The organism is Vibrio sp. HA2012, from assembly GCF_002812955.1.
Taxonomy (GTDB): domain Bacteria; phylum Pseudomonadota; class Gammaproteobacteria; order Enterobacterales; family Vibrionaceae; genus Vibrio.
Map to the genome: position 1 here is coordinate 144,979 of NZ_PFXK01000008.1, position 19,610 is coordinate 164,588.

18 protein-coding genes are annotated in these 19,610 nt (G+C 46.1%); 8 read left to right on the forward strand and 10 right to left on the reverse strand.

Going from position 1 to position 19,610, the window contains the following annotated elements; translation table 11 throughout:
- Window positions 1–123 precede the first annotated feature (123 nt).
- On the reverse strand, window positions 124–861 hold the full coding sequence (locus CSW98_RS14855) for a DUF2884 family protein (RefSeq protein WP_100801259.1): 738 nt from the start codon (window positions 859–861) through the stop codon (window positions 124–126).
- Between the two features lie 95 nt (window positions 862–956).
- Window positions 957–2,033, reverse strand: coding sequence for a DNA polymerase IV (gene dinB / locus CSW98_RS14860; protein ID WP_269799026.1), 1,077 nt, complete (start codon window positions 2,031–2,033; stop codon window positions 957–959).
- A 195-nt stretch (window positions 2,034–2,228) separates the two neighbouring features.
- Here dinB and CSW98_RS14865 point away from each other — a divergent pair, with 195 nt between their 5' ends.
- A complete protein-coding gene (locus CSW98_RS14865; RefSeq protein ID WP_100801260.1) occupies window positions 2,229–2,984 on the forward strand; it encodes a Nif3-like dinuclear metal center hexameric protein in 756 nt (251 codons plus the stop codon).
- A 43-nt stretch (window positions 2,985–3,027) separates the two neighbouring features.
- Here the strand turns inward: CSW98_RS14865 and CSW98_RS14870 are convergent, their stop codons facing one another.
- The 4 genes from CSW98_RS14870 to seqA form a co-directional block, all read right to left on the reverse strand.
- The gene (locus CSW98_RS14870) at window positions 3,028–3,990 is read right to left on the reverse strand and encodes a magnesium transporter CorA family protein (RefSeq protein WP_100801261.1); all 963 of its coding nucleotides are present in this window, start codon (window positions 3,988–3,990) and stop codon (window positions 3,028–3,030) included.
- A gap of 23 nt (window positions 3,991–4,013) precedes the next feature.
- A complete protein-coding gene (locus CSW98_RS14875) occupies window positions 4,014–4,604 on the reverse strand; it encodes an HD domain-containing protein (RefSeq protein ID WP_100801262.1) in 591 nt (196 codons plus the stop codon).
- 76 nt (window positions 4,605–4,680) lie between these two features.
- Window positions 4,681–6,327: a phosphoglucomutase (alpha-D-glucose-1,6-bisphosphate-dependent) gene (gene pgm / locus CSW98_RS14880; protein ID WP_100801263.1), complete on the reverse strand. Its 1,647-nt coding sequence runs from the start codon at window positions 6,325–6,327 to the stop codon at window positions 4,681–4,683.
- 83 nt (window positions 6,328–6,410) lie between these two features.
- A complete protein-coding gene (gene seqA, locus CSW98_RS14885) occupies window positions 6,411–6,998 on the reverse strand; it encodes a replication initiation negative regulator SeqA (RefSeq protein ID WP_100801264.1) in 588 nt (195 codons plus the stop codon).
- A 94-nt stretch (window positions 6,999–7,092) separates the two neighbouring features.
- Here seqA and CSW98_RS14890 point away from each other — a divergent pair, with 94 nt between their 5' ends.
- The 3 genes from CSW98_RS14890 (at window position 7,093) to fcrX (ending at window position 9,145) form a co-directional block, all read left to right on the forward strand.
- Window positions 7,093–7,911 (forward strand): alpha/beta fold hydrolase, encoded by an 819-nt coding sequence (locus CSW98_RS14890; RefSeq protein ID WP_100801265.1) that lies wholly within the window; start codon window positions 7,093–7,095, stop codon window positions 7,909–7,911.
- Window positions 7,912–8,048: 137 nt separating this feature from the next.
- A complete protein-coding gene (gene fldA, locus CSW98_RS14895; protein ID WP_100801266.1) occupies window positions 8,049–8,576 on the forward strand; it encodes a flavodoxin FldA in 528 nt (175 codons plus the stop codon).
- Between the two features lie 110 nt (window positions 8,577–8,686).
- On the forward strand, window positions 8,687–9,145 hold the full coding sequence (gene fcrX, locus CSW98_RS14900; RefSeq protein ID WP_100801267.1) for a ferric iron uptake transcriptional regulator FcrX: 459 nt from the start codon (window positions 8,687–8,689) through the stop codon (window positions 9,143–9,145).
- 80 nt (window positions 9,146–9,225) lie between these two features.
- Here the strand turns inward: fcrX and glnS are convergent, their stop codons facing one another.
- Window positions 9,226–10,896 (reverse strand): glutamine--tRNA ligase, encoded by a 1,671-nt coding sequence (gene glnS / locus CSW98_RS14905; protein ID WP_100801268.1) that lies wholly within the window; start codon window positions 10,894–10,896, stop codon window positions 9,226–9,228.
- 195 nt (window positions 10,897–11,091) lie between these two features.
- A complete protein-coding gene (gene nagE, locus CSW98_RS14910) occupies window positions 11,092–12,648 on the reverse strand; it encodes an N-acetylglucosamine-specific PTS transporter subunit IIBC (RefSeq protein WP_100801269.1) in 1,557 nt (518 codons plus the stop codon).
- 255 nt (window positions 12,649–12,903) lie between these two features.
- Here nagE and nagB point away from each other — a divergent pair, with 255 nt between their 5' ends.
- From nagB to asnB, 4 genes are all read left to right on the forward strand, one after another.
- Window positions 12,904–13,707 carry a glucosamine-6-phosphate deaminase gene (nagB, locus tag CSW98_RS14915; protein ID WP_100801270.1) on the forward strand — a complete coding sequence of 268 codons (804 nt, stop codon included), beginning with the start codon at window positions 12,904–12,906 and terminating at the stop codon, window positions 13,705–13,707.
- Between the two features lie 15 nt (window positions 13,708–13,722).
- Complete coding sequence (gene nagA, locus CSW98_RS14920; protein ID WP_100801271.1) at window positions 13,723–14,859, forward strand: N-acetylglucosamine-6-phosphate deacetylase; 1,137 nt, start codon at window positions 13,723–13,725, stop codon at window positions 14,857–14,859.
- A gap of 2 nt (window positions 14,860–14,861) precedes the next feature.
- A complete protein-coding gene (gene nagC / locus CSW98_RS14925) occupies window positions 14,862–16,082 on the forward strand; it encodes a DNA-binding transcriptional regulator NagC (RefSeq protein WP_100801272.1) in 1,221 nt (406 codons plus the stop codon).
- 249 nt (window positions 16,083–16,331) lie between these two features.
- Entirely contained in the window at window positions 16,332–17,996 is a 1,665-nt protein-coding gene (gene asnB, locus CSW98_RS14930; RefSeq protein WP_100801273.1) for an asparagine synthase B, read from the forward strand.
- Between the two features lie 68 nt (window positions 17,997–18,064).
- Here asnB and rfaH read toward each other — a convergent pair whose 3' ends face one another.
- Together rfaH and hemH are read right to left on the reverse strand one after the other, a co-directional pair.
- Window positions 18,065–18,562 (reverse strand): transcription/translation regulatory transformer protein RfaH, encoded by a 498-nt coding sequence (rfaH, locus tag CSW98_RS14935; protein ID WP_100801274.1) that lies wholly within the window; start codon window positions 18,560–18,562, stop codon window positions 18,065–18,067.
- 75 nt (window positions 18,563–18,637) lie between these two features.
- Window positions 18,638–19,585: a ferrochelatase gene (hemH, locus tag CSW98_RS14940; protein ID WP_100801275.1), complete on the reverse strand. Its 948-nt coding sequence runs from the start codon at window positions 19,583–19,585 to the stop codon at window positions 18,638–18,640.
- Between the last annotated feature and the right edge of the window lie 25 nt (window positions 19,586–19,610).

Here is a 19,610-nt window from a genome sequence, read left to right on the forward strand (position 1 = left end):
CCATACACAAGAAAGATATTTTAGAATTTTAACCTGTAAAAATTCTCTTACAGAGCGCCCGGAAACAGAGGCGAAGGAGCACATTCCTCCGCCTGAAAAAGGGGAAAACGATTGAAAGCTCCGTCAGATAAGAAACACCGGATACTCTTTCAGTTGCGGAATTTTTTCCTGGAGTGATTGTTCTTCTTCAGCCATGACATCCAGTGAATCACAGTAATCGTCGGCTTTTTCCTGTATCTCTTCCTGACTGAAGCGCTTTTCAAGCTTGCCCTGCAGTTCAAGCATCTGATCTTTAAGCTGAGTAAAGTTAATCCCCCCGTCCTGTTTCATGTTTTCTGCAACCACATTAAATGCACTGGACAAAAATTCATCGGTAAAGAGTGCTTTCATCTCGGCAAATTGTTCACTCCAGCCCGCAGCACCTTCAGAAAAACTCGCTTCCTGAAGCACATACTGCCCATCAGCCAGATGCTTCTCTTCCTGCTGCCGATAAAACTCTTCCAGCGCCCGGCGTACATTATCAAATGCATCACTGTTACCGATTGTCTCCGCCACATCATCCAGAATGGCATTAGCCATATTCAGCCCATCTCTTGCCAGCTCTCTGATTTTTGGCAGGTACAGGTTCATTTTTTCCCGGTACTGTTTTACCGCTTCGCGTTGCATCGTATCCAGATCCAGCTTTTCACCATTGATAAAGACATTATTCTCCTCATCGATCATCACCTTCGGTGTTCCTGTCTGGTAAATCTCAACCTGTTCTCCATCCAGATGCACTTCATTCTGAATATCAACCCGGCACTGCTGTGCCTGAACCCCCAGACTCAGTAACATCCCTAGAGCCAATGCTGCTATTTTCATACCTACCTCAGTTACACAACACGCAGTTATTATCCGCTCCGACAATAACAGATTTTACCGGGAAACATCGAGACTTTTAGGTCTTCAGTTTTCTCTCAGATAAGTCTTAGCTGCTTATTCAGTTCCTCTGGCCGGAGCATAACATTCAGACCCAACAGCCGGATTTCTCTTCCTTTCTGCCGTTTAAGTATCTCGCTAAGCAGGCATTTAAAATCGTCCAGTTCCAGATGATTATGTATATGTTCAATGGTTGTCTGCTGGAAATCAGCAAATTTTACCTTTATTCCCTGTTTGGTGATTTCTTTCTCCGGACTGGCTCTCTCCAGCCTCCGTTCCAACTCAGGAAATAAACGGCTTTCAATCACTGACCAGCATTCCGCATAGCTGGAAATATTATGGGTAAAGGTTCTTTCTACCCCTACGGATTTTCGTTCCCGCTCAGTTTCCACTTCCCGGTCATCAATGCCATGACTCCGTTTCCAGAGAGAAGCCCCTAAACGGCCAAACTCCAGCAACAGTTTCCGGTAATCACTATTTTTAATGTCTTCACAACGATAAAATCCGGCCTGATTCAGCCTCTCCAGGCTGACTTTTCCCACTCCGGGGATCTTTTCCAGAGGCAATTTATCAACCACCTCCTGTACAGCTTGCGGTGGGATCACAAACAATCCATCGGGTTTATTCATATCTGAAGCCACTTTGGCAAGAAATTTTACCGGAGCAACCCCGGCGGAAGCGGTCAGATGCAGTTCCTGCCGGATATCCCGGCGTATGGCTTCTGCGATAAAGGTTGCTGAGCCGCGGTGCAACGAACAATGAGTAACATCCAGATAAGCTTCATCTAAAGAAAGGGGCTCAATCAACGGGGTATAACGTTCAAAGATAGCCCGGATCTGTCCGGAGACCTGCTTATAAACATCCATCCGTCCATGCACAACCAGTAAGTGAGGACACAGTTTCATCGCCTGTCCGGTCGGCATGGCAGAACGCACGCCATACTGACGCGCTTCGTAATTACAGGTACTGATCACGCCACGTTGTTTCTGATGACCACCAACAGCCAGTGGCCGCCCGCGATATTCCGGGTTGTCCCGCATCTCAACAGCAGCATAAAAACAATCCATATCCACATGGATAATCTTACGCACGGGCGCATTTTCTGTTACTCGCACTATGTTATCTCTGACAATAACCAAACGGATACGGAGGATGACTCTGAAAAAGCAAATACACATCCTCGTCGACTGAATTAAAGCATATATCAGCACTGTTTATTTATCCAGTATTTTGCATTCTGCCGCTTAACGTATACACTCTGAGGCCAGAAGCCCAAACGCCCTGAAATCAGAACACTCAGAGGATAAGCCATGAATCATCTGCAACTCGAAACCCTGTTGAATAGTAAGCTCTCACCAGAGCTGATCAAAGACTACTGTCCGAACGGACTGCAGGTTGAAGGCCGTCCGGAGGTGCGTACCATAATTACAGGTGTCACTGCATCAAAGGCATTGATTGATAAAGCCATAGAACTGAATGCAGATGCTATTCTGGTCCATCATGGTTACTTCTGGAAAGGAGAACCACAGTCAATCCGCGGTATGAAAGGTGCACGAATTAAGGCACTGATTAAGAACAATATCAACCTGTATGCATACCATCTTCCGCTGGATATTCATCCAGAACTGGGCAATAACGCCAAACTGGCCGAACTGCTGGAAATAAGAACAGAAGGCGGGCTGGAACCAACACCACAATCGGTTGCAATTTACGGTTCACTGGTAACACCGCTAACCGGAGCCGAGCTGGCTGAACGTATAGAGAAAACCCTCAACCGAGCCCCTCTGCACATTGCTCCGGAAACGAATAAACTGATCCGGACGGTTGGCTGGTGCACCGGTGGTGGCCAGGATTACATCGAGCTAGCAGCACAAAAAGGGCTGGATGCTTTTATCTCAGGAGAGATCTCTGAGCGTACTACTTACAGCGCCCGGGAGCAGGATATTCATTACTTCAGCGCCGGACACCATGCCACCGAGCGCTACGGAATTCAGGCTCTGGGAGAATGGCTAACCAGCGAACACGGTTTTGATGTAACCTTTATTGATATCGATAACCCGGTTTGAACCGGTAATCCGGTACAAACCGCCAGTCTCGTGCAAAAAAGCATTAGAGCCAGCGTTTTTTCCGGAACAGAACCAGAAGACTGATTCCAATACCAAGCATCACCATCCATACAATAAAATAGCCGGACTGGAATTTAAGCTCCGGCATATTTTCAAAGTTCATACCGTAAATACCGGCAATGAATGTCAGCGGCACAAATATGGCGGTAATCACGGTGAGAACCTGCATGGTTTTGTTCAGTTGATGTGAACTCAGTGAAATATAACCTTCAATCAGATCCCCGCACAGATCGTAGTACATATTGCACAGACTCTCTATGCGCTCAAATTTATCGTGCACATCCCGGAAACTGTGCTTGATTTCATTCTCTTCGATATTGATAAACCGACTGCTGCCATCCAGCATCTGTTCAGTGAGCTTGGTGTGATAACTAAAGGTTCTCAGCAGCTTTCTCAGGTGTGATTTCAGCAGAATCAGCCGATGCATTACCTGATCATCCGGATGTGCCAGCATAGAATCTTCCAGCTCACTGATATCATTTTCTGCTTCCAGAATCACATCCACATACCGCTGAGCCGAAGCATTCATAATCCGGCTTAACAAGAGTGCTGGCGTCACAATTAACTGCGACAATTTAGGGTGTTCCCACAATGCATTCACTCCCACCGATGACATGGTACGTTTGGTGATCAACAGGGAATTATTGACGAAAAAGGCCAGCGACATAGTATTAACATCCAGCAGCCCCTGATTAGAGCTGAATCCGCGGTACAGAATAAAACAGTTCTCTTCAAACTCTTCCATTTTAGGCGGATGACGAAGCCTCTGCGAATCCTGAATAGCTAGACGGTGACAGCCAAGCTGCAACAATATATCTTCTTCCTGCCCAGACAGCTCACCATCAATATCTATCCACAAACGGCCCCCCTGTTGCCTATATGTATCAATATGTTCCGACCCTCCATAAAGAAGAGTATCACCGGTAAAATACGCCGTTCTGATCATCTCACCACTCCTGAAAATATCTGCTAAGGCTTCAGCCAACCCTTCTCGACAGCGTCATTAATGATCTGCATCGCTTTCTCCCACAATACAGCAGAACCCTGTTCAATCCGACCGTTGATATTAATGACCTGTTGCTTTGCTACTCCGTGTTCCTGCCAGCTCTGACCATTATTATTGTAGTTCATCAACATAGGGATAATTCTGTCCAGGGCTTTGGCAAATTTCGCTTCAGCCGTTTCAGCCTGTTCAAATTCAAGCCAGATAGCTTTCAACTCGTCTCCCTGATCAGACGGAAGCATCCCAAATAAACGTTCTGCCGCAGCCAGCTCTTTCTCTTCCTGATCCGCAAGGGCAACCGTATCGTAAACAAAGGTATCCCCAGCGTCGATTTCCACAATATCATGCAACAGCAGCATCTTGACCACCTTACTGATATCCACCGGCTCATTGGCATGCTCTTCCAAAATAAGCGCCATCAATGCCGTATGCCAACTGTGCTCCGCACTATTCTCCCGCCTCTGATTCTCACCGAGCAACCGGGTCCGCCGCAATACCGATTTCAGTTGGTCCAGTTCCATAACCAGAGCCAGTTGTTTCTCTAACCTGATGTTCATTCTCTCTTCTGCCTTATTCTTACATGTAAAAAAAACCGGCACACAGGCCGGTTTTTACTATCATAAGTAAAATCAGTTACAGACCGGCGTCTGCAAATACCTGATTAACAATATCCTGAGCTTCCTGTTCGATCATTTTCAGATGAGCCTCACCTTTGAAGCTTTCACAATAGATCTTATAAATATCTTCCGTACCTGACGGACGGGCAGCGAACCAGCCATTGTCCGTTGTAACTTTCAGACCACCAATAGCTGCACCATTGCCCGGAGCATGAGTCAGACGAGCCGTAATCGGATCACCGGCCAGTGTCTCTGCAGACACCATTTCCGGAGACAGTTTCTTCAGAATATTTTTCTGCTCACCATTAGCAACAGCCTGAATCCGGTTATATTTGGACTCGCCATGTTTAGCCGCCAGCTCTTCATAATATTCCTGAGGATTCTTCCCCGTAACAGCCGTGATTTCAGCGGCCAGCAGACAAAGGATAATGCCGTCTTTATCCGTTGACCAAGGTGTACCGTCTTTACGCAGGAAAGAAGCCCCGGCACTCTCTTCCCCACCGAAACCAAACTTTCCGCTGTACAGACCATCAACAAACCACTTAAAGCCAACCGGCACTTCACACAGCTCACGTCCAAGATCCGCAACTACACGGTCGATCAGTGCACTGGACACCAATGTCTTGCCGACAGCCACATCCTTACCCCATCCCTCACGGTGACGGTAGAGATAATCGATACAAACAGCCAGAAAATGGTTAGGATTCATCAATCCTTTAGGGGTGACAATACCGTGACGGTCATAATCAGGATCGTTACCAAATGCCAGATCGTATTCATCTTTCAGCGCCAGCAGTCCGGCCATGGCATAAGGTGAAGAACAGTCCATCCGAACGACACCATCTTTGTCCAGAGACATAAACTGGAAAGACGGATCCACGGCTTCACTGACCAGTGTCAGGTTCAGATTGTAGTACTGACCGATCTGACGCCAGTAATCAATTCCGGAACCACCCAGCGGATCCACACCGATTTTCAGGTTTGCTTTCTGGATCGCTTCCATATCGATCACATTCACCAAATCCTCGATATAAGGTTTAACCAGATCTTTTTCTGTCAGAAAATCACTGGCCTTCGCTTCCGCAAGAGGCAGACGCTTCACGCCCTGCATTCCTGAAGCAATAATGTCATTGGCACGGTCTTCGATCGCCTGTGTCAGTTCTGCTTCAGCCGGACCACCATGGGTTGGATTATATTTGATCCCACCGTCTTGTGGCGGGTTATGTGATGGTGTGATAACGATGCCATCAGCTTTATCTTCATGTTTCGTGTTATACGTCAGTATGGCGTGAGAAATACCCGGAGTCGGTGTATAGCCATTATTCTCCTGAGCAATCACCTGAACACCATTGGCAATCAGTACTTCCAGAACCGAAGAAAATGCCGGTTCGGAAAGCGCATGGGTATCTTTGCCGAGGAAAAGCGGTCCCGTTGTTCCCTGCTCGGCTCTGACTTCAGCGACTGCCTGCGCAATAGCCAGAATATGGTTTTCGTTAAACGTCGATTTATCCGCGGTACCACGGTGTCCGGAAGTTCCGAACTGAACCTTATGCTCAGGATTACCCGATTCTGGTTGCAGCAAAAAATAATTAGCCACTAACGCCGGAATATTGTGTAAATCTTCCTGTAAAGCCTTCTGTCCTGCGCGAGGGTGCATAGCCATTGTTATTATTCCTTTTATCTCAAGTCAAAAAAACAAAACCTTATAACATGGTGATAACATACTATAAGGTTTGGTATATTTTGTTAAATTGAACTACAAACTTTTTCAATCAAATCAGCCTGAAATCCCATTCGGTGCATCAGTTGCTCAACCATCTGCCGTTTTCGGTTAGTATTGTTATTGGTTATGACCCAAAACGGTGTATTAGGAATCAGCCTCGGCTTAGTCGTTTTTCCGCTGGCTAACAGTACATTTTCATTATCTGCGAAATAAACTCTCGTTCTGCCCTTAACCTGAGCCGCTTCGGCAAAGCTGGCCCGATCAATATAATACAAAGAAGAAAGCACCAGCATAAATCGGTCAATCGCTTTATTTGTTGCCGCAAATTCATCCGAAATCAGCAGAGAGCGCATCGTTTTAACACCATCTAACGCACCTTGTGTTCCGAATTCTCTTCCGGTCACAACAGCGGCCGGTACAACAGCTTCTGCCTGTACAGTTACCGCAGGCTGGCTTTCCGTATCGACAGTCACCGGTAACGCCATTTCAGACTGCTCGGACATACCGCCAGTCAATAAACGTCTTAAAATGTCCGATGCACTTTCGCCAATATGCTGGGTCTGGCTGGCTATATAACGGTATAGATCCTCATCAACCTCAATTGTCTTCATTCGCTTTTCACAATCTCATTGTTTTAAACTCTTGATGATTATAACCATATCTAACATGATACTCTACGCTAATCCCATCACGAATTAAGAGAAAATGTCAGCATTACTGAATTACAAGCAAAACGGAACCGGTCACACCATCCTGTTAATTCATGGCCTGTTCGGCAATATGGATAACCTGGGGCTGCTGGAGAGAGAGCTGGTGTCCGACTACAGGGTAATCAGTCTGGATCTGCGCAACCACGGGCATTCTTTCCATTCAGACCAGCACAACTATCAGCTTATGGCGGAAGATGTGGTCACACTTATTCATACACTGGCGCTGGAAGATGTCACTCTTATCGGCCACTCAATGGGCGGAAAAGTAGCAATGAAAGTGTCCGATCTGATACCGGAAACCATCCGCTGTCAGGTGATCATGGACATGGCTCCGGTCGCCTATAAAAAACGAAAACATGATGCTGTTTTCGCCGGGTTAAATGCCGTATCGGCGGCATCCCCAAGTTCCCGAGCAGAAGCAATGGCGATTCTGGCTGAACATATCAATCTGGATGGCGTCAGACAATTTTTAGGCAAGTCACTATACCGACACCAAAATCATTTAAATCGACACCAAAATCATTTAAACCCGCAACAAAACCATTTTATTTGGCGATTTAATGTCCCGTCACTGGAAAAGAACTACCTTTCCATCCTAGACTGGGAAACAATAGCTTTGTGTCATGTACCTACACTATTTTTGAAAGGGGCAGATTCCGATTATCTTCTTGCTGAATATCAGGATGCCGTTACTGCCCAGTTTGCCCATGCAAAGGCCCACGTCATTGCTAATACCGGACATTGGCTGCATGCGGAAAAACCCGCACAAGTAACAAGGGTAATCAAACGTTTTCTGAACCAGCAGAATAGGTAATCGAGCATTGTTTCAAGAACGCTTCGCATTAACTTTTACAAACAAAAATGGTATAGTGTCTACACAAATTTGGTAATTGAACAGATAACCCGCCCACAAGGCCGACGTTAACAGATAAACAGAGCAGGTAAAAATATATGGCAAGTGTAGGTCTCTTCTTTGGCAGTGACACTGGTAATACAGAAGCTGTAGCAAAATTGATTCAAACTAAGCTAAGCGAAAAACTGGTTCACGTACAAGATATCGCGAAAAGCAGTAAAGAAGATGTCGACAATTTTGATCTATTAATTCTTGGTATCCCGACCTGGTATTACGGTGAAGCCCAGTGTGACTGGGATGATTTCTTTCCCGAGCTGGAAGCCATTGACTTTTCTACCAAACTGGTGGCGATCTTCGGTTGTGGCGATCAGGAAGACTATGCAGAATATTTCTGCGACGCCATGGGGACAATTCGTGACATCGTAGAAGCTAAAGGCGCTACGGTTCTTGGACACTGGCCGACAGAAGGCTATGAGTTTGAAGCCTCCAAGGCACTGATTGACGATAACACTTTCGTGGGTCTGTGTATTGATGAAGACCGTCAGCCGGAACTCACCGAAGAGCGTGTAGCCAAATGGGTTGGTCAAATTTACGAAGAAATGTGTCTGGCGGAGCTGGAAGACTAATTATTTGAACTCTTACCATAAAAAGATCACCAAACAAGCCTACTATTACAGATAAAGCCTGTTTAAGATCAGTATGGAACAGAGAGCACAAATCATATACGGAAGATATTATGTCAGATAATAATAAAGCATTAAAAGATGCCGGATTAAAGGTAACGTTACCTCGACTTAAAATTTTAGAGGTACTGCAGCAACCACAATGCCAGCATATCAGTGCTGAGGATCTTTATAAGCTACTGATCGATCAGGGAGAAGAAATCGGTCTGGCAACTGTTTACCGGGTATTAAACCAGTTTGATGATGCCGGTATCGTTACCCGCCACCACTTTGAAGGCGGAAAATCCGTTTTTGAACTTGCAACCCAGAAACACCATGATCATCTGGTCTGTCTTGATTGTGGTGCAGTTATTGAATTTTCGGATGATGTGATTGAACAGCGTCAGAAAGAAATTGCGGCTAAATATAATATTGAGCTGACAAACCATAGCCTGTATCTGTACGGCAAATGTATCGGCGGAGAATGCAAAGGCGACCACCATAACGCCACCAGTGCCCACAAACGTAAATAAGCATTCATGATAAACAAAAAAACCAGCTCCCGAAGGTGCTGGTTTTTTTATTCGTCTAATCGTTGACCGGACACGTCATACTAATTGGCTTCAATTTTTGCCCACGTATCACGCAATCCGACAGTACGGTTAAAGACCAGCGCATCCGGTTTGGAATCCTTAATATCCGCACAGAAATACCCCGTACGTTCAAACTGATAACCGGCTTCAGGTTCGGCCTCAGCAAGACTCGGCTCGACCACACCACGTTTAACAACTAATGATTCAGGGTTAATCGTTGCCGTAAAGTCATCGGCAGCCGCCGGATTCGCTACAGTGAACAAACGGTCATACAGACGAATTTCAGCAGGCAGACCTTTCTCTGCAGATACCCAATGAATCACACCCTTGACCTTACGACCATCTTCCGGATTTTTACCCAGAGTATCGGCATCATAGCGACAGAAAATTGTTGTGATATTGCCTTCCGCGTCTTTTTCCACACGTTCAGCTTTCACAACATAGGCACCACGCAGACGAACTTCCTTACCCAGTACCAAACGCTTATATTTCTTGTTCGCTTCTTCACGGAAATCTTCACGCTCGATCCAGATTTCACGGGTAAACGGAACCTCCCGGGAGCCCATTTCCGGCTGATTAGGATGGTTCGCGACTGACAGATTTTCGACCAGACCCGCTTCAAAATTCTCAATAATCAGCTTAACCGGATCCAACACAGCCATTGCCCGTGGCGCATTGTCATTCAGATCATCACGAATACAGGATTCCAGCGAACCGAACTCAATCATATTTTCCTGTTTAGTCACACCAATACGCTTGCAGAACTCACGAATAGACGCAGGCGTAAAACCACGACGACGCAATCCGGAAATTGTCGGCATACGCGGATCATCCCAGCCATTAACCAGCTTCTCGCTAACAAGCTGATTCAGCTTACGCTTGGACATCACTGTATATTCCAGATTCAGACGACTGAATTCATACTGATGTGGACGACAATCGATAGTAATATTCTCCAGAACCCAATCGTAAAGACGACGGTTATCCTGGAACTCCAGTGTACAGATCGAGTGAGTGATCCCTTCCAATGCATCCGAAATACAGTGAGTAAAATCATACATTGGATAGATGCACCATTTATCACCAGTCTGATGGTGTTCTGCAAAACGCACCCGGTAAAGAACCGGATCACGCATCACCATAAACGGTGAAGCCATATCGATTTTAGCCCGCAGACACGCCTGCCCTTCATTAAAACCACCGGCACGCATTTTCTCAAACAACGTCAGATTTTCTTCCACACTACGGTCACGATAAGGGCTGTGTTTTCCCGGCTCTTTTAATGTTCCGCGATATTCACGGATCTGCTCGGGACTTAGCTCTTCAACATACGCTAAGCCTTTATTAATTAATTCAATGGCGAATCCGTGCAGCTTGTCAAAATAATCCGATGAATAACAGATATCACCAGACCATTCAAAGCCTAACCAATGCACATCATTTTTAATCGACTCAACGTACTCGATGTCTTCTTTCTCAGGGTTTGTATCGTCAAAACGCAAATTACATTGTCCCTGATAGTCCTGAGCAATACCAAAGTTCAGACAGATAGATTTTGCGTGACCAATATGCAGGTAACCGTTCGGCTCCGGCGGGAAACGAGTATGCACGCTGCTATGTGTACCATCTGCTAAGTCTTTATCAATAATCTGGCGGATAAAATTCGATGGTCGAGCCTCAGCTTCACTCATCTAAGCACCTCTAGTTTAGTATTGTCAGAATTAAACGCTAATGATCCACATTTCTGCCTGATTACACAACCAGAACCTTTCATTTCCGAAAAAAATCCCTTTAGTTAAGCCCCAAAGGACTATCAGACCCCAAAAATCTGTACAAAAAATGCCCCCCGGGTCGGGAGGCATTCTGTTTCTCAGAAAAATAAACCGTTATGGCAGTTTCACATCGGTAAGGTCATCCGATGCTGGAATATTTTTCATCTCACCAGCAACGATTTCAGCCAGAGGGCCAAGAATAACCTGCAGGTTATTTTCACCCAGTTTAACCACACCTTTAGCCCCCAGCTTCTTCAGTACTTCTTCATTAGCAACTGAACGGTCTTTCAGCGTCAGGCGCAGACGAGTGATACACGCATCAATCGCAGTCAGGTTGTCATGTCCACCCAGAGCCTTCAGGTACTGACGAGCCAAATCACCTTTACCTGCGACACCTGCATTACTTTCACCTTCGTCTTCATCTTCACGACCAGGTGATTTCAGGTCGAACGTACGGATAGCAAAGGTAAATACGACGAAATACAGCACCGCAAAACACAGACCAATAATAAACAGTGTCATTGGCTTGGTTGACAGTCCCATGTTCAGCAGGAAGTCGATCAGACCAGCAGAGAAGCCGAAGCCATGCAATACGCCAAACATATTGGCAATAACCAGAGCCAGACCAGTAAATACCGCATGCAAAGCATACAGAGCCGGTGCAAGGAAGACAAACATGAATTCCAGTGGTTCGGTAATACCAGTCAGGAATGAACAGAATGCAACAGAGAACAGTGCACCGCCGATCTGGTGACGTTTCTCTGCCGGAGCAGCAAAGTACATCGCCAGAGCCGCGCCCGGAAGACCGAACATCATGATTGGGAAGAAACCGGCCATAAAGATACCAGCACCTTTATCGCCACCAAAGTAACGGTTCAGGTCACCACTCTTCATGTTTTCTGTTACTTCTTTAACAACCGCAGTCACATCAGGAGTCACCGTATTTGCAAAACTGAAAGTATGTTCCTGACCAACAACCAAAGTTTTAGCGATGGCCGGATCAACACACAACTGAGTCGCATCGTTAAGCGCCGGAATAGCGGCAACTATGATCTCCTGACAAGTGCCCATGCCAAACCACATATAAGAGTTCAACACATGGTGCAGGCCAACAGGGATCAGAGCTCGGTTAAGAACACCATAAGCAAACTGACCGATCGAACCGGAAGTAGAAACCGCATGCGCCAGTGCATCCAGGCCATTCTGAATACCCGGCCAGACGATACCTGCAATACCACCGGCAATCAGTGCAAACAGACCGGCCATAATCGGCACCAGCCGTTTACCGGAGAAAAACGCCAGCCACTCAGGAAGGCGAGTCATATGGAATGCATTATAAGAATGACCGGCAATAATACCGCCGATAATACCGCCAAAGAAAGACATGTTGATATCGGCATTAATGGTTGTCGCCGTTGCCGTCAGAACAAAGTAAGCCACCGCGCCTGCAATACCGGCAGCGCCAGCACCGTCCACAGACAATCCGACCGCAATACCTAAACCAAACAACAGTGGCAAATTACCGAAGATTGCACCGCCAGCCTGGGCCATAAAAGGAATGTCTAAAAGATCGCCCTGACCTAGACGTAAAAGAAGAGCTGCAACCGGTAAGGTTGCGATAGGAAGCATAAGCGCTTTGCCCAGCTTCTGTGCGTATCCAAGAATATTCACCTTAAGTTCCCCCTATAGGATTTGTACTGGATATAGCAGAAGACTTATTTCAGCCTTCCAATTTAGTCACTTTAAGTTTATGAAATTAATTTTGCCCCGCAAATTAAAACCGGTGCATTTGTGATCAAAATCACCACTCAAAACTCTTTTTCGGTGATTTTGCTAGCAAGATCATAAAACTTATTTTATGATTCGAAAAAATAAAACCAATGGCTAAACTTTAACCGTTATCAGAACGAAATTAGAGGTATCATCATGAGACTAATCCCGCTAAAAACTGCCCAAAACGTTGGTCTGTGGTCAGCACGTCATATTGTTAACTGCATTAATAAATTCAAACCAACGGCAGAGCGTCCTTTTGTGCTTGGGCTGCCAACAGGCGGAACACCACTCACCACATACAAGCACCTGATTGAACTTTATAAAGCTGGCGAAGTAAGTTTCAAACATGTTGTCACCTTCAACATGGACGAATATGTCGGTTTGGATCCAGAGCATCCGGAATCCTATCGCTCATTTATGTATAATAATTTCTTTAATCATGTTGATATTCAAGAAGAAAACATCAACCTGCTTAATGGTAACACCGGCGACCATAATGCAGAATGTCAACGTTACGAAGCTAAAATCAAATCCTACGGAAAGATCAACCTGTTTATGGGCGGTGTCGGTAATGACGGACATATCGCATTTAATGAACCCGCATCATCACTCTCTTCCCGTACACGTATTAAAACACTGACTGAAGATACCCGCATCGCTAACTCAAGATTTTTCGACGGAGATATCAGTCAGGTGCCTAAATTTGCGCTAACGATCGGTGTCGGTACACTTCTGGATGCAGAAGAAGTCATGATCCTAATCACCGGACACAATAAAGCACAGGCGCTGGAAGCTGCTGTTGAAGGTTATGTCAATCATCTGTGGACAGTGACAGCTCTGCAGTTACATCCTAAGTCAGTTATTGTATGTGACGAACCTGCAACTCAGGAGCTCAAGGTAAAAACGGTAAAATACTTCCAGGAACTTGAAGCCGATAATATTAAAGATCTTAAGTAATAAGGATACATAACCATGTATGCTCTGACTAACTGTAAAATTTATACTGGCAGCGATGTATTAAGCCATCACGCTGTCATTATTAAAAATGGTCTCATTCATGCCTTATGCCCGGAAACTGATCTGCCTGAAAATATCGACATCCGGGATCAACAAGGTGCCAACCTGAGTCCGGGCTTTATTGATTTGCAACTCAACGGCTGTGGCGGCGTCATGTTTAATGATGAAATTACAGCCGATACTCTGCAAATCATGCATAGAGCCAACTTAAAATCTGGCTGTACTAGCTTTTTGCCTACCCTAATCACCTCTTCTGATGAGGATATGCGTCAGGCAATCACCGCAGCCAGAGAGTATCAGAACACCTATCCGCATCAGGCTCTGGGCCTGCATCTGGAAGGGCCATATCTGAATATTGAGAGAAAAGGTATCCACAACACGGATTTCATCCGTAAATCTGATTCAGATATGATCGATTTTATCTGTGAAAACAGCGATCTGGTCACCAAAGTCACTCTTGCTCCAGAAAAAAATGATCATGACCATATCCGACGCCTGCGTGATGCCGGTATCGTGGTCTCCATCGGACATACCAACGCGACCTATGCAGAAGCTCGCAAAGGTATCGAATCGGGTATCACATTTGCTACTCACCTGTTTAATGCTATGTCACCCATGACCGGGCGTGAGCCGGGTGTGGTCGGAGCGATTTATGATTCCCCGGATGTATATACAGGCATTATTGTCGACGGATTCCATGTCGATTATGCCAACGTTCGTATTGCTCATAAAATCAAAGGCGACAAGCTGGTATTAGTGACAGATGCCACAGCCCCGGCCGGTGCTGACATGGATCACTTTATTTTTGTTGGTAAGAAAGTATATTACCGGGATGGCAAGTGTGTTGATGAGAACGGCACACTTGGCGGCTCGGCGCTAACAATGATTGAAGCGATTCAAAATAGTGTCGAGCACGTTGGTATCGCACTGGATGAAGCTTTACGCATGGCCACCCTGTACCCGGCCCGGGCAATCGGACTGGATCACAAACTTGGCCGTATCAGAACGGGAATGGTAGCAAACCTGACCGTATTTGACCGTGACTTCAGTGTCCTTGCGACAATAGTAAACGGACAGTACGAGCATAATTAACTATGAATGGCGGACAAATTGGTAATGTAGATTTAGTAAAACAGCTTAACAGCGCAGCGGTTTACCGTTTGATAGACCAGCAAGGGCCTATCTCCCGGATCCAGATTGCGGATGTCAGCCAACTGGCTCCGGCCAGCGTTACCAAAATAACCCGCCAACTGCTTGAACGCGGCCTCATTAAAGAGGTCGCTCAACAAGCATCGACGGGTGGACGACGGGCCATTTCTCTGACAACTGAAACGGAACCCTTTCACTCAATCGCCGTTCGTATCGGCCGGGATTATGTCCAGTTCAGTCTGGTCAACCTCAGTGGACGAGAGCTGATCACAGAGCATCATGCATTCCATTACACCAACCAGAACGAGCTTCTGGAAGGCCTTATCCGGCAACTTCGCCGTTTTATCAATTCACATACCACATTGATTGAACAGCTTATTGCTGTCGGTATCGCCTTACCCGGACTGGTTAATCCGGAAACCGGTATTGTCGAATATATGCCGAATACCGACATTGATGAACTGGCTCTGGGTGATGTGATTCGTGATACCTTCAATATCGAGTGCTATGTCGGAAACGATATCCGGGGAATGGCGCTTGCCGAACATTTCTTTGGTGCCAGCAGAGATTGCCAGGATTCTATTCTGGTCAGTGTTCACCGGGGTACAGGATCCGGCATTATTGTAAACGGACAGGTTTTTCTCGGCTTCAACCGTAACGTAGGCGAAATCGGCCATATCCAGATTGACCCACTGGGAGAGCAGTGCCAGTGTGGAAATTTCGGCTGTCTGGAAACGGTTGCCGCCAATCCGGCTATCCTCAAGCGTATCCGGAGCTTGCTTGAAAAAGGCTATCAGTCCAGCCTGTCCGGTATAAAAGATCTCACCATGACGGATGTCTGCACACATGCTTTACAAGGTGATACTTTGGCTAAAGAGAGCCTGATCCGGGTTGGTAATGAGCTGGGCAAAGCCATTGCCATCACCATCAACCTGTTTAACCCGCAAAAAATTATTATCGCCGGAGACATCAATCAGGCACAAGATATAGTGTACCCGGCGATCCGACGCAATGTAGAAGCCCAATCGCTGAAAAAATTTCACTGCAATCTGCCGATCGTTCCTTCGGCACTGGAAGGACGTCCGACGATGGGAGCATTCGCTATGGTCAAACGCTCGATGCTGAATGGGGCACTATTGCAGAAACTGCTGGAAGATGAAGTCTGATAGCAATACTGACTGATAGCAGAAGACATTGAAGAGAGTGATCGTTCACTCTCTTTTTTCAGCTTTATCAGATAAAACACGGTTAAAAAAAGACCCAACATAGATATTATTTAACAAATATGGAAATAATTAAATAATATCTACCATCAAGGCGTTTTTATTTATTTTCCCATCATAAAAGGTTGCTTTTTTTAGTGAGAGTGGCAAATTGAACCCATCAAGCAGTTTACAGAATAGGATTTGTATCTCATGTGTTCAATTTTTGGCATCTTAGACATCAAGAGTGATGCAACTGCACTTCGTCCGGTTGCTCTGGAAATGTCGAAAAAACTTCGCCACCGTGGACCGGACTGGTCTGGTATCTACTCTTCAGATAAAGCCATTCTGGCGCACGAACGTTTGTCTATCGTGGGTCTGAACAGCGGCGCACAACCACTTTACAGCAAAGATAAAAAACACATTCTTGCTGTTAATGGCGAAATCTATAACCATAAAGATATCCGGGCTAAATACGCTGACAAATATGAGTTTCAGACCGATTCTGACTGTGAAGTCATTCTGGCACTTTACCGTGAAATGGGTGAAGCACTGCTGGAAGAACTGAACGGCATCTTTGCTTTCGTTCTTTATGATGAAGAAAAAGACGAATATCTGGTAGGCCGTGACCATATCGGTATTATCCCTTTGTATCAGGGAGTTGATGAACACGGTAACTACTATGTGGCTTCGGAAATGAAAGCCCTTGTTCCTGTATGTAAAACGATCAGTGAGTTCCCTCCGGGTTCTTTCTACAGTTCAAAAACTAAAGAGCCTCAACGCTACTACCAGCGTGACTGGATGGATTTTGATGCAGTGGCCGAAAATCCGACCAGCAAAGAAGAGCTGACTCAGGCTCTGGAAGATGCAGTAAAACGTCAGCTAATGACCGATGTGCCATACGGTGTATTGCTTTCAGGCGGACTAGACTCTTCCATTACCTCTGCGGTGGCTAAGCGTTTTGCTGCCATGCGTATCGAAGATGATGAACAATCCGAAGCCTGGTGGCCTCAGTTGCACTCTTTTGCTATCGGCCTTGAAGGTGCTCCGGATCTGAAAGCAGCACGAGAAGTAGCCCATAAGCTGGGTACCGTTCACCACGAAATGACCTATACAGTTCAGGAAGGTCTGGACGCTATCCGTGACGTTATCTACCACATCGAAACCTATGATGTAACAACGATTCGAGCTTCAACCCCGATGTTCCTGATGGGGCGTAAGATTAAAGCCATGGGGATCAAAATGGTACTTTCTGGTGAAGGTGCTGATGAAATTTTTGGTGGCTATCTGTACTTCCATAAAGCACCCAATGAACGCGAATTCCATGAAGAAACCGTACGTAAGCTGATGGCACTGAACATGTTTGACTGTGCCCGCGCCAACAAATCGCTGGCGGCATGGGGAGTTGAAGGACGTGTTCCATTCCTGGATAAAGAATTTATTGATGTTGCTATGCGCCTGAACCCTAAAGATAAGATGTGTGGCAACGGCAAAATGGAAAAACATATCCTGCGCGAATGTTTTGAGCATTATCTGCCGGATTCCATCGCCTGGCGTCAAAAAGAGCAATTCTCTGATGGTGTGGGTTATAACTGGATCGATTCACTGAAAGAAGTTGCGGCAGCTAAGGTAACCGACCAACAGATGGAAACCGCTCAATACCGTTTCCCGTACAATACGCCAACAACCAAAGAAGGCTATGTGTACCGTGAAATATTTGAAGAGCTGTTCCCGCTGGCATCGGCAGCCGAATGCGTTCCGGGTGGTCCGTCTGTTGCGTGTTCAACAGCAAAAGCCATCGAATGGGATGAAGCATTCAAAAATATGATTGATCCGTCCGGCCGTGCCGTTCAGTCTGTACATAATGAAGCCTACTAAGGCCTGATGAATTAAAAAGCCTGCCTCTGGTATCAGATGGCAGGCTTTTTTCATTTCAAACAGGCACCCTATTTCAACTCAATATCCCTGTTATCGATACTGACAGGAACCGTCTGATTGATAAGTTTAATCAGCAAAATAGAGCGTTTCTCTCCGTCCGCCTCATGATACAAAGCTTCCACTCCGGAAAACTGCCCTTCTTTAATGTGTACCGGCTGACCTTTTTCCGGCAGAAATCCTGTCAGCATAACCTCACCACTTTCTTCATGCAGTCTAAGTTCATGCACCAGCTCACCGCGCACTTCCTGTGGATAGCGTCCCTGACGGATAAAATCCACCACTCCCCGGGTTGAACGTATTGTCGTAAACGATGGCCCTTCTTCATAATCAAAACGGACAAAAACATACGAAGGAAACAAGGGTTCATGAATACGCTGTCTTTTTCCTCTGACAATCTTTTCTACTTCAATTTCAGGGTAATAGCATTCAACACCCTGATTCTCCAAATGACTTTTTGCCCGGTTCTGATCGCCCCGTTTGCAATAAAGTAAATACCAACGTTTCATTATGATTTCTTTCTTATCTATAAACTGCGCAATATGTTACAGGGGAATGCCAACAATTGGAAAAGAATCTCCGTTTTACTCTGTCAGCGCCGCCATCATTTCTATATGTAACGGATCGTCATTCAGACAAGGGATATAATGATACTCCCCCCCTCCTGATGTCTGGAACAACCGCCGGTACTCGATGGCCACCTCTTCCAGTGTCTCCAGACAGTCAGCCGAGAATGCCGGAGTAATGATATCCAAATGCCTGATACCTTCCCCCGGTAAAGCTTGTAACCGTTTGTCCGTATATGGTTTTACCCACTCTTCCCGGCCAAAGCGCGACTGATAACTCATCCCAATCTGCCGCTCACTAAGCCCCAGTTCTGATGCCAGTAAGCGGGTTGTCTCTTCACAATGCTGCGGATATATATCCCCATTATCAGCATATCGCTGCGGGATCCCATGATAAGAGCAGAGCAGGTAATCACTCTGGCCAGTTACCGCCCACTGCCGGCGAATGCTGTCCGCCAGCGCTTTGATATACAAAGGGTGATGATGATAACTGGAAATCACCCGGCATTCAGGTTTCTGTGCCAATTTCTTCAGTGCTCTCCCCAGAGCATCTTCTACTGCTCCGGTCGTGGTTCCGGAATACTGAGGGAAAAGCGGCAATACCGTGATATGTGTGACCCCTTCGGCCATAAGCGCCTGGATACCAGACAGAACCGATGGGTTGCCATAAGTCATTCCCAGAGCAACCGGAATATTGCGCCTGTTTCCCAGTATTTTCGCCTGACGCCGCGAGTAAACCAATAAGGGGGAACCCTCATCCATCCAGACTGCGCGGTATTTTTCAGCAACTCTGGAAGAACGGCGCGGTAGTACGATACCATGCAATACCGGACACCAGATCCAACGGCTTAAATCCACCACCCTGCGGTCATGCAGAAACTGACTTAGAAAGCGTTTAACCGCAGACGTCGTCGGAGCATCCGGAGTACCCAGATTAACCAGCAGGATACCCTGATTTATTTCCATTATCATGTCACCTGACTTCAGTAAA

Excerpts from the sequence above, each read along its gene's own strand:
- CSW98_RS14855 (WP_100801259.1), bottom strand. The coding sequence starts at position 861 with ATGAAAATAGCAGCATTGGCTCTAGGGATGTTACTGAGTCTGGGGGTT.
- CSW98_RS14865 (WP_100801260.1), top strand. The coding sequence starts at position 2,229 with ATGAATCATCTGCAACTCGAAACCCTGTTGAATAGTAAGCTCTCACCA.
- CSW98_RS14870 (WP_100801261.1), bottom strand. The coding sequence starts at position 3,990 with ATGATCAGAACGGCGTATTTTACCGGTGATACTCTTCTTTATGGAGGG.
- CSW98_RS14875 (WP_100801262.1), bottom strand. The coding sequence starts at position 4,604 with ATGAACATCAGGTTAGAGAAACAACTGGCTCTGGTTATGGAACTGGAC.
- pgm (WP_100801263.1), bottom strand. The coding sequence starts at position 6,327 with ATGGCTATGCACCCTCGCGCAGGACAGAAGGCTTTACAGGAAGATTTA.
- seqA (WP_100801264.1), bottom strand. The coding sequence starts at position 6,998 with ATGAAGACAATTGAGGTTGATGAGGATCTATACCGTTATATAGCCAGC.
- CSW98_RS14890 (WP_100801265.1), top strand. The coding sequence starts at position 7,093 with ATGTCAGCATTACTGAATTACAAGCAAAACGGAACCGGTCACACCATC.
- fldA (WP_100801266.1), top strand. The coding sequence starts at position 8,049 with ATGGCAAGTGTAGGTCTCTTCTTTGGCAGTGACACTGGTAATACAGAA.
- fcrX (WP_100801267.1), top strand. The coding sequence starts at position 8,687 with ATGTCAGATAATAATAAAGCATTAAAAGATGCCGGATTAAAGGTAACG.
- glnS (WP_100801268.1), bottom strand. The coding sequence starts at position 10,896 with ATGAGTGAAGCTGAGGCTCGACCATCGAATTTTATCCGCCAGATTATT.
- nagB (WP_100801270.1), top strand. The coding sequence starts at position 12,904 with ATGAGACTAATCCCGCTAAAAACTGCCCAAAACGTTGGTCTGTGGTCA.
- nagA (WP_100801271.1), top strand. The coding sequence starts at position 13,723 with ATGTATGCTCTGACTAACTGTAAAATTTATACTGGCAGCGATGTATTA.
- nagC (WP_100801272.1), top strand. The coding sequence starts at position 14,862 with ATGAATGGCGGACAAATTGGTAATGTAGATTTAGTAAAACAGCTTAAC.
- asnB (WP_100801273.1), top strand. The coding sequence starts at position 16,332 with ATGTGTTCAATTTTTGGCATCTTAGACATCAAGAGTGATGCAACTGCA.
- rfaH (WP_100801274.1), bottom strand. The coding sequence starts at position 18,562 with ATGAAACGTTGGTATTTACTTTATTGCAAACGGGGCGATCAGAACCGG.
- hemH (WP_100801275.1), bottom strand. The coding sequence starts at position 19,585 with ATGGAAATAAATCAGGGTATCCTGCTGGTTAATCTGGGTACTCCGGAT.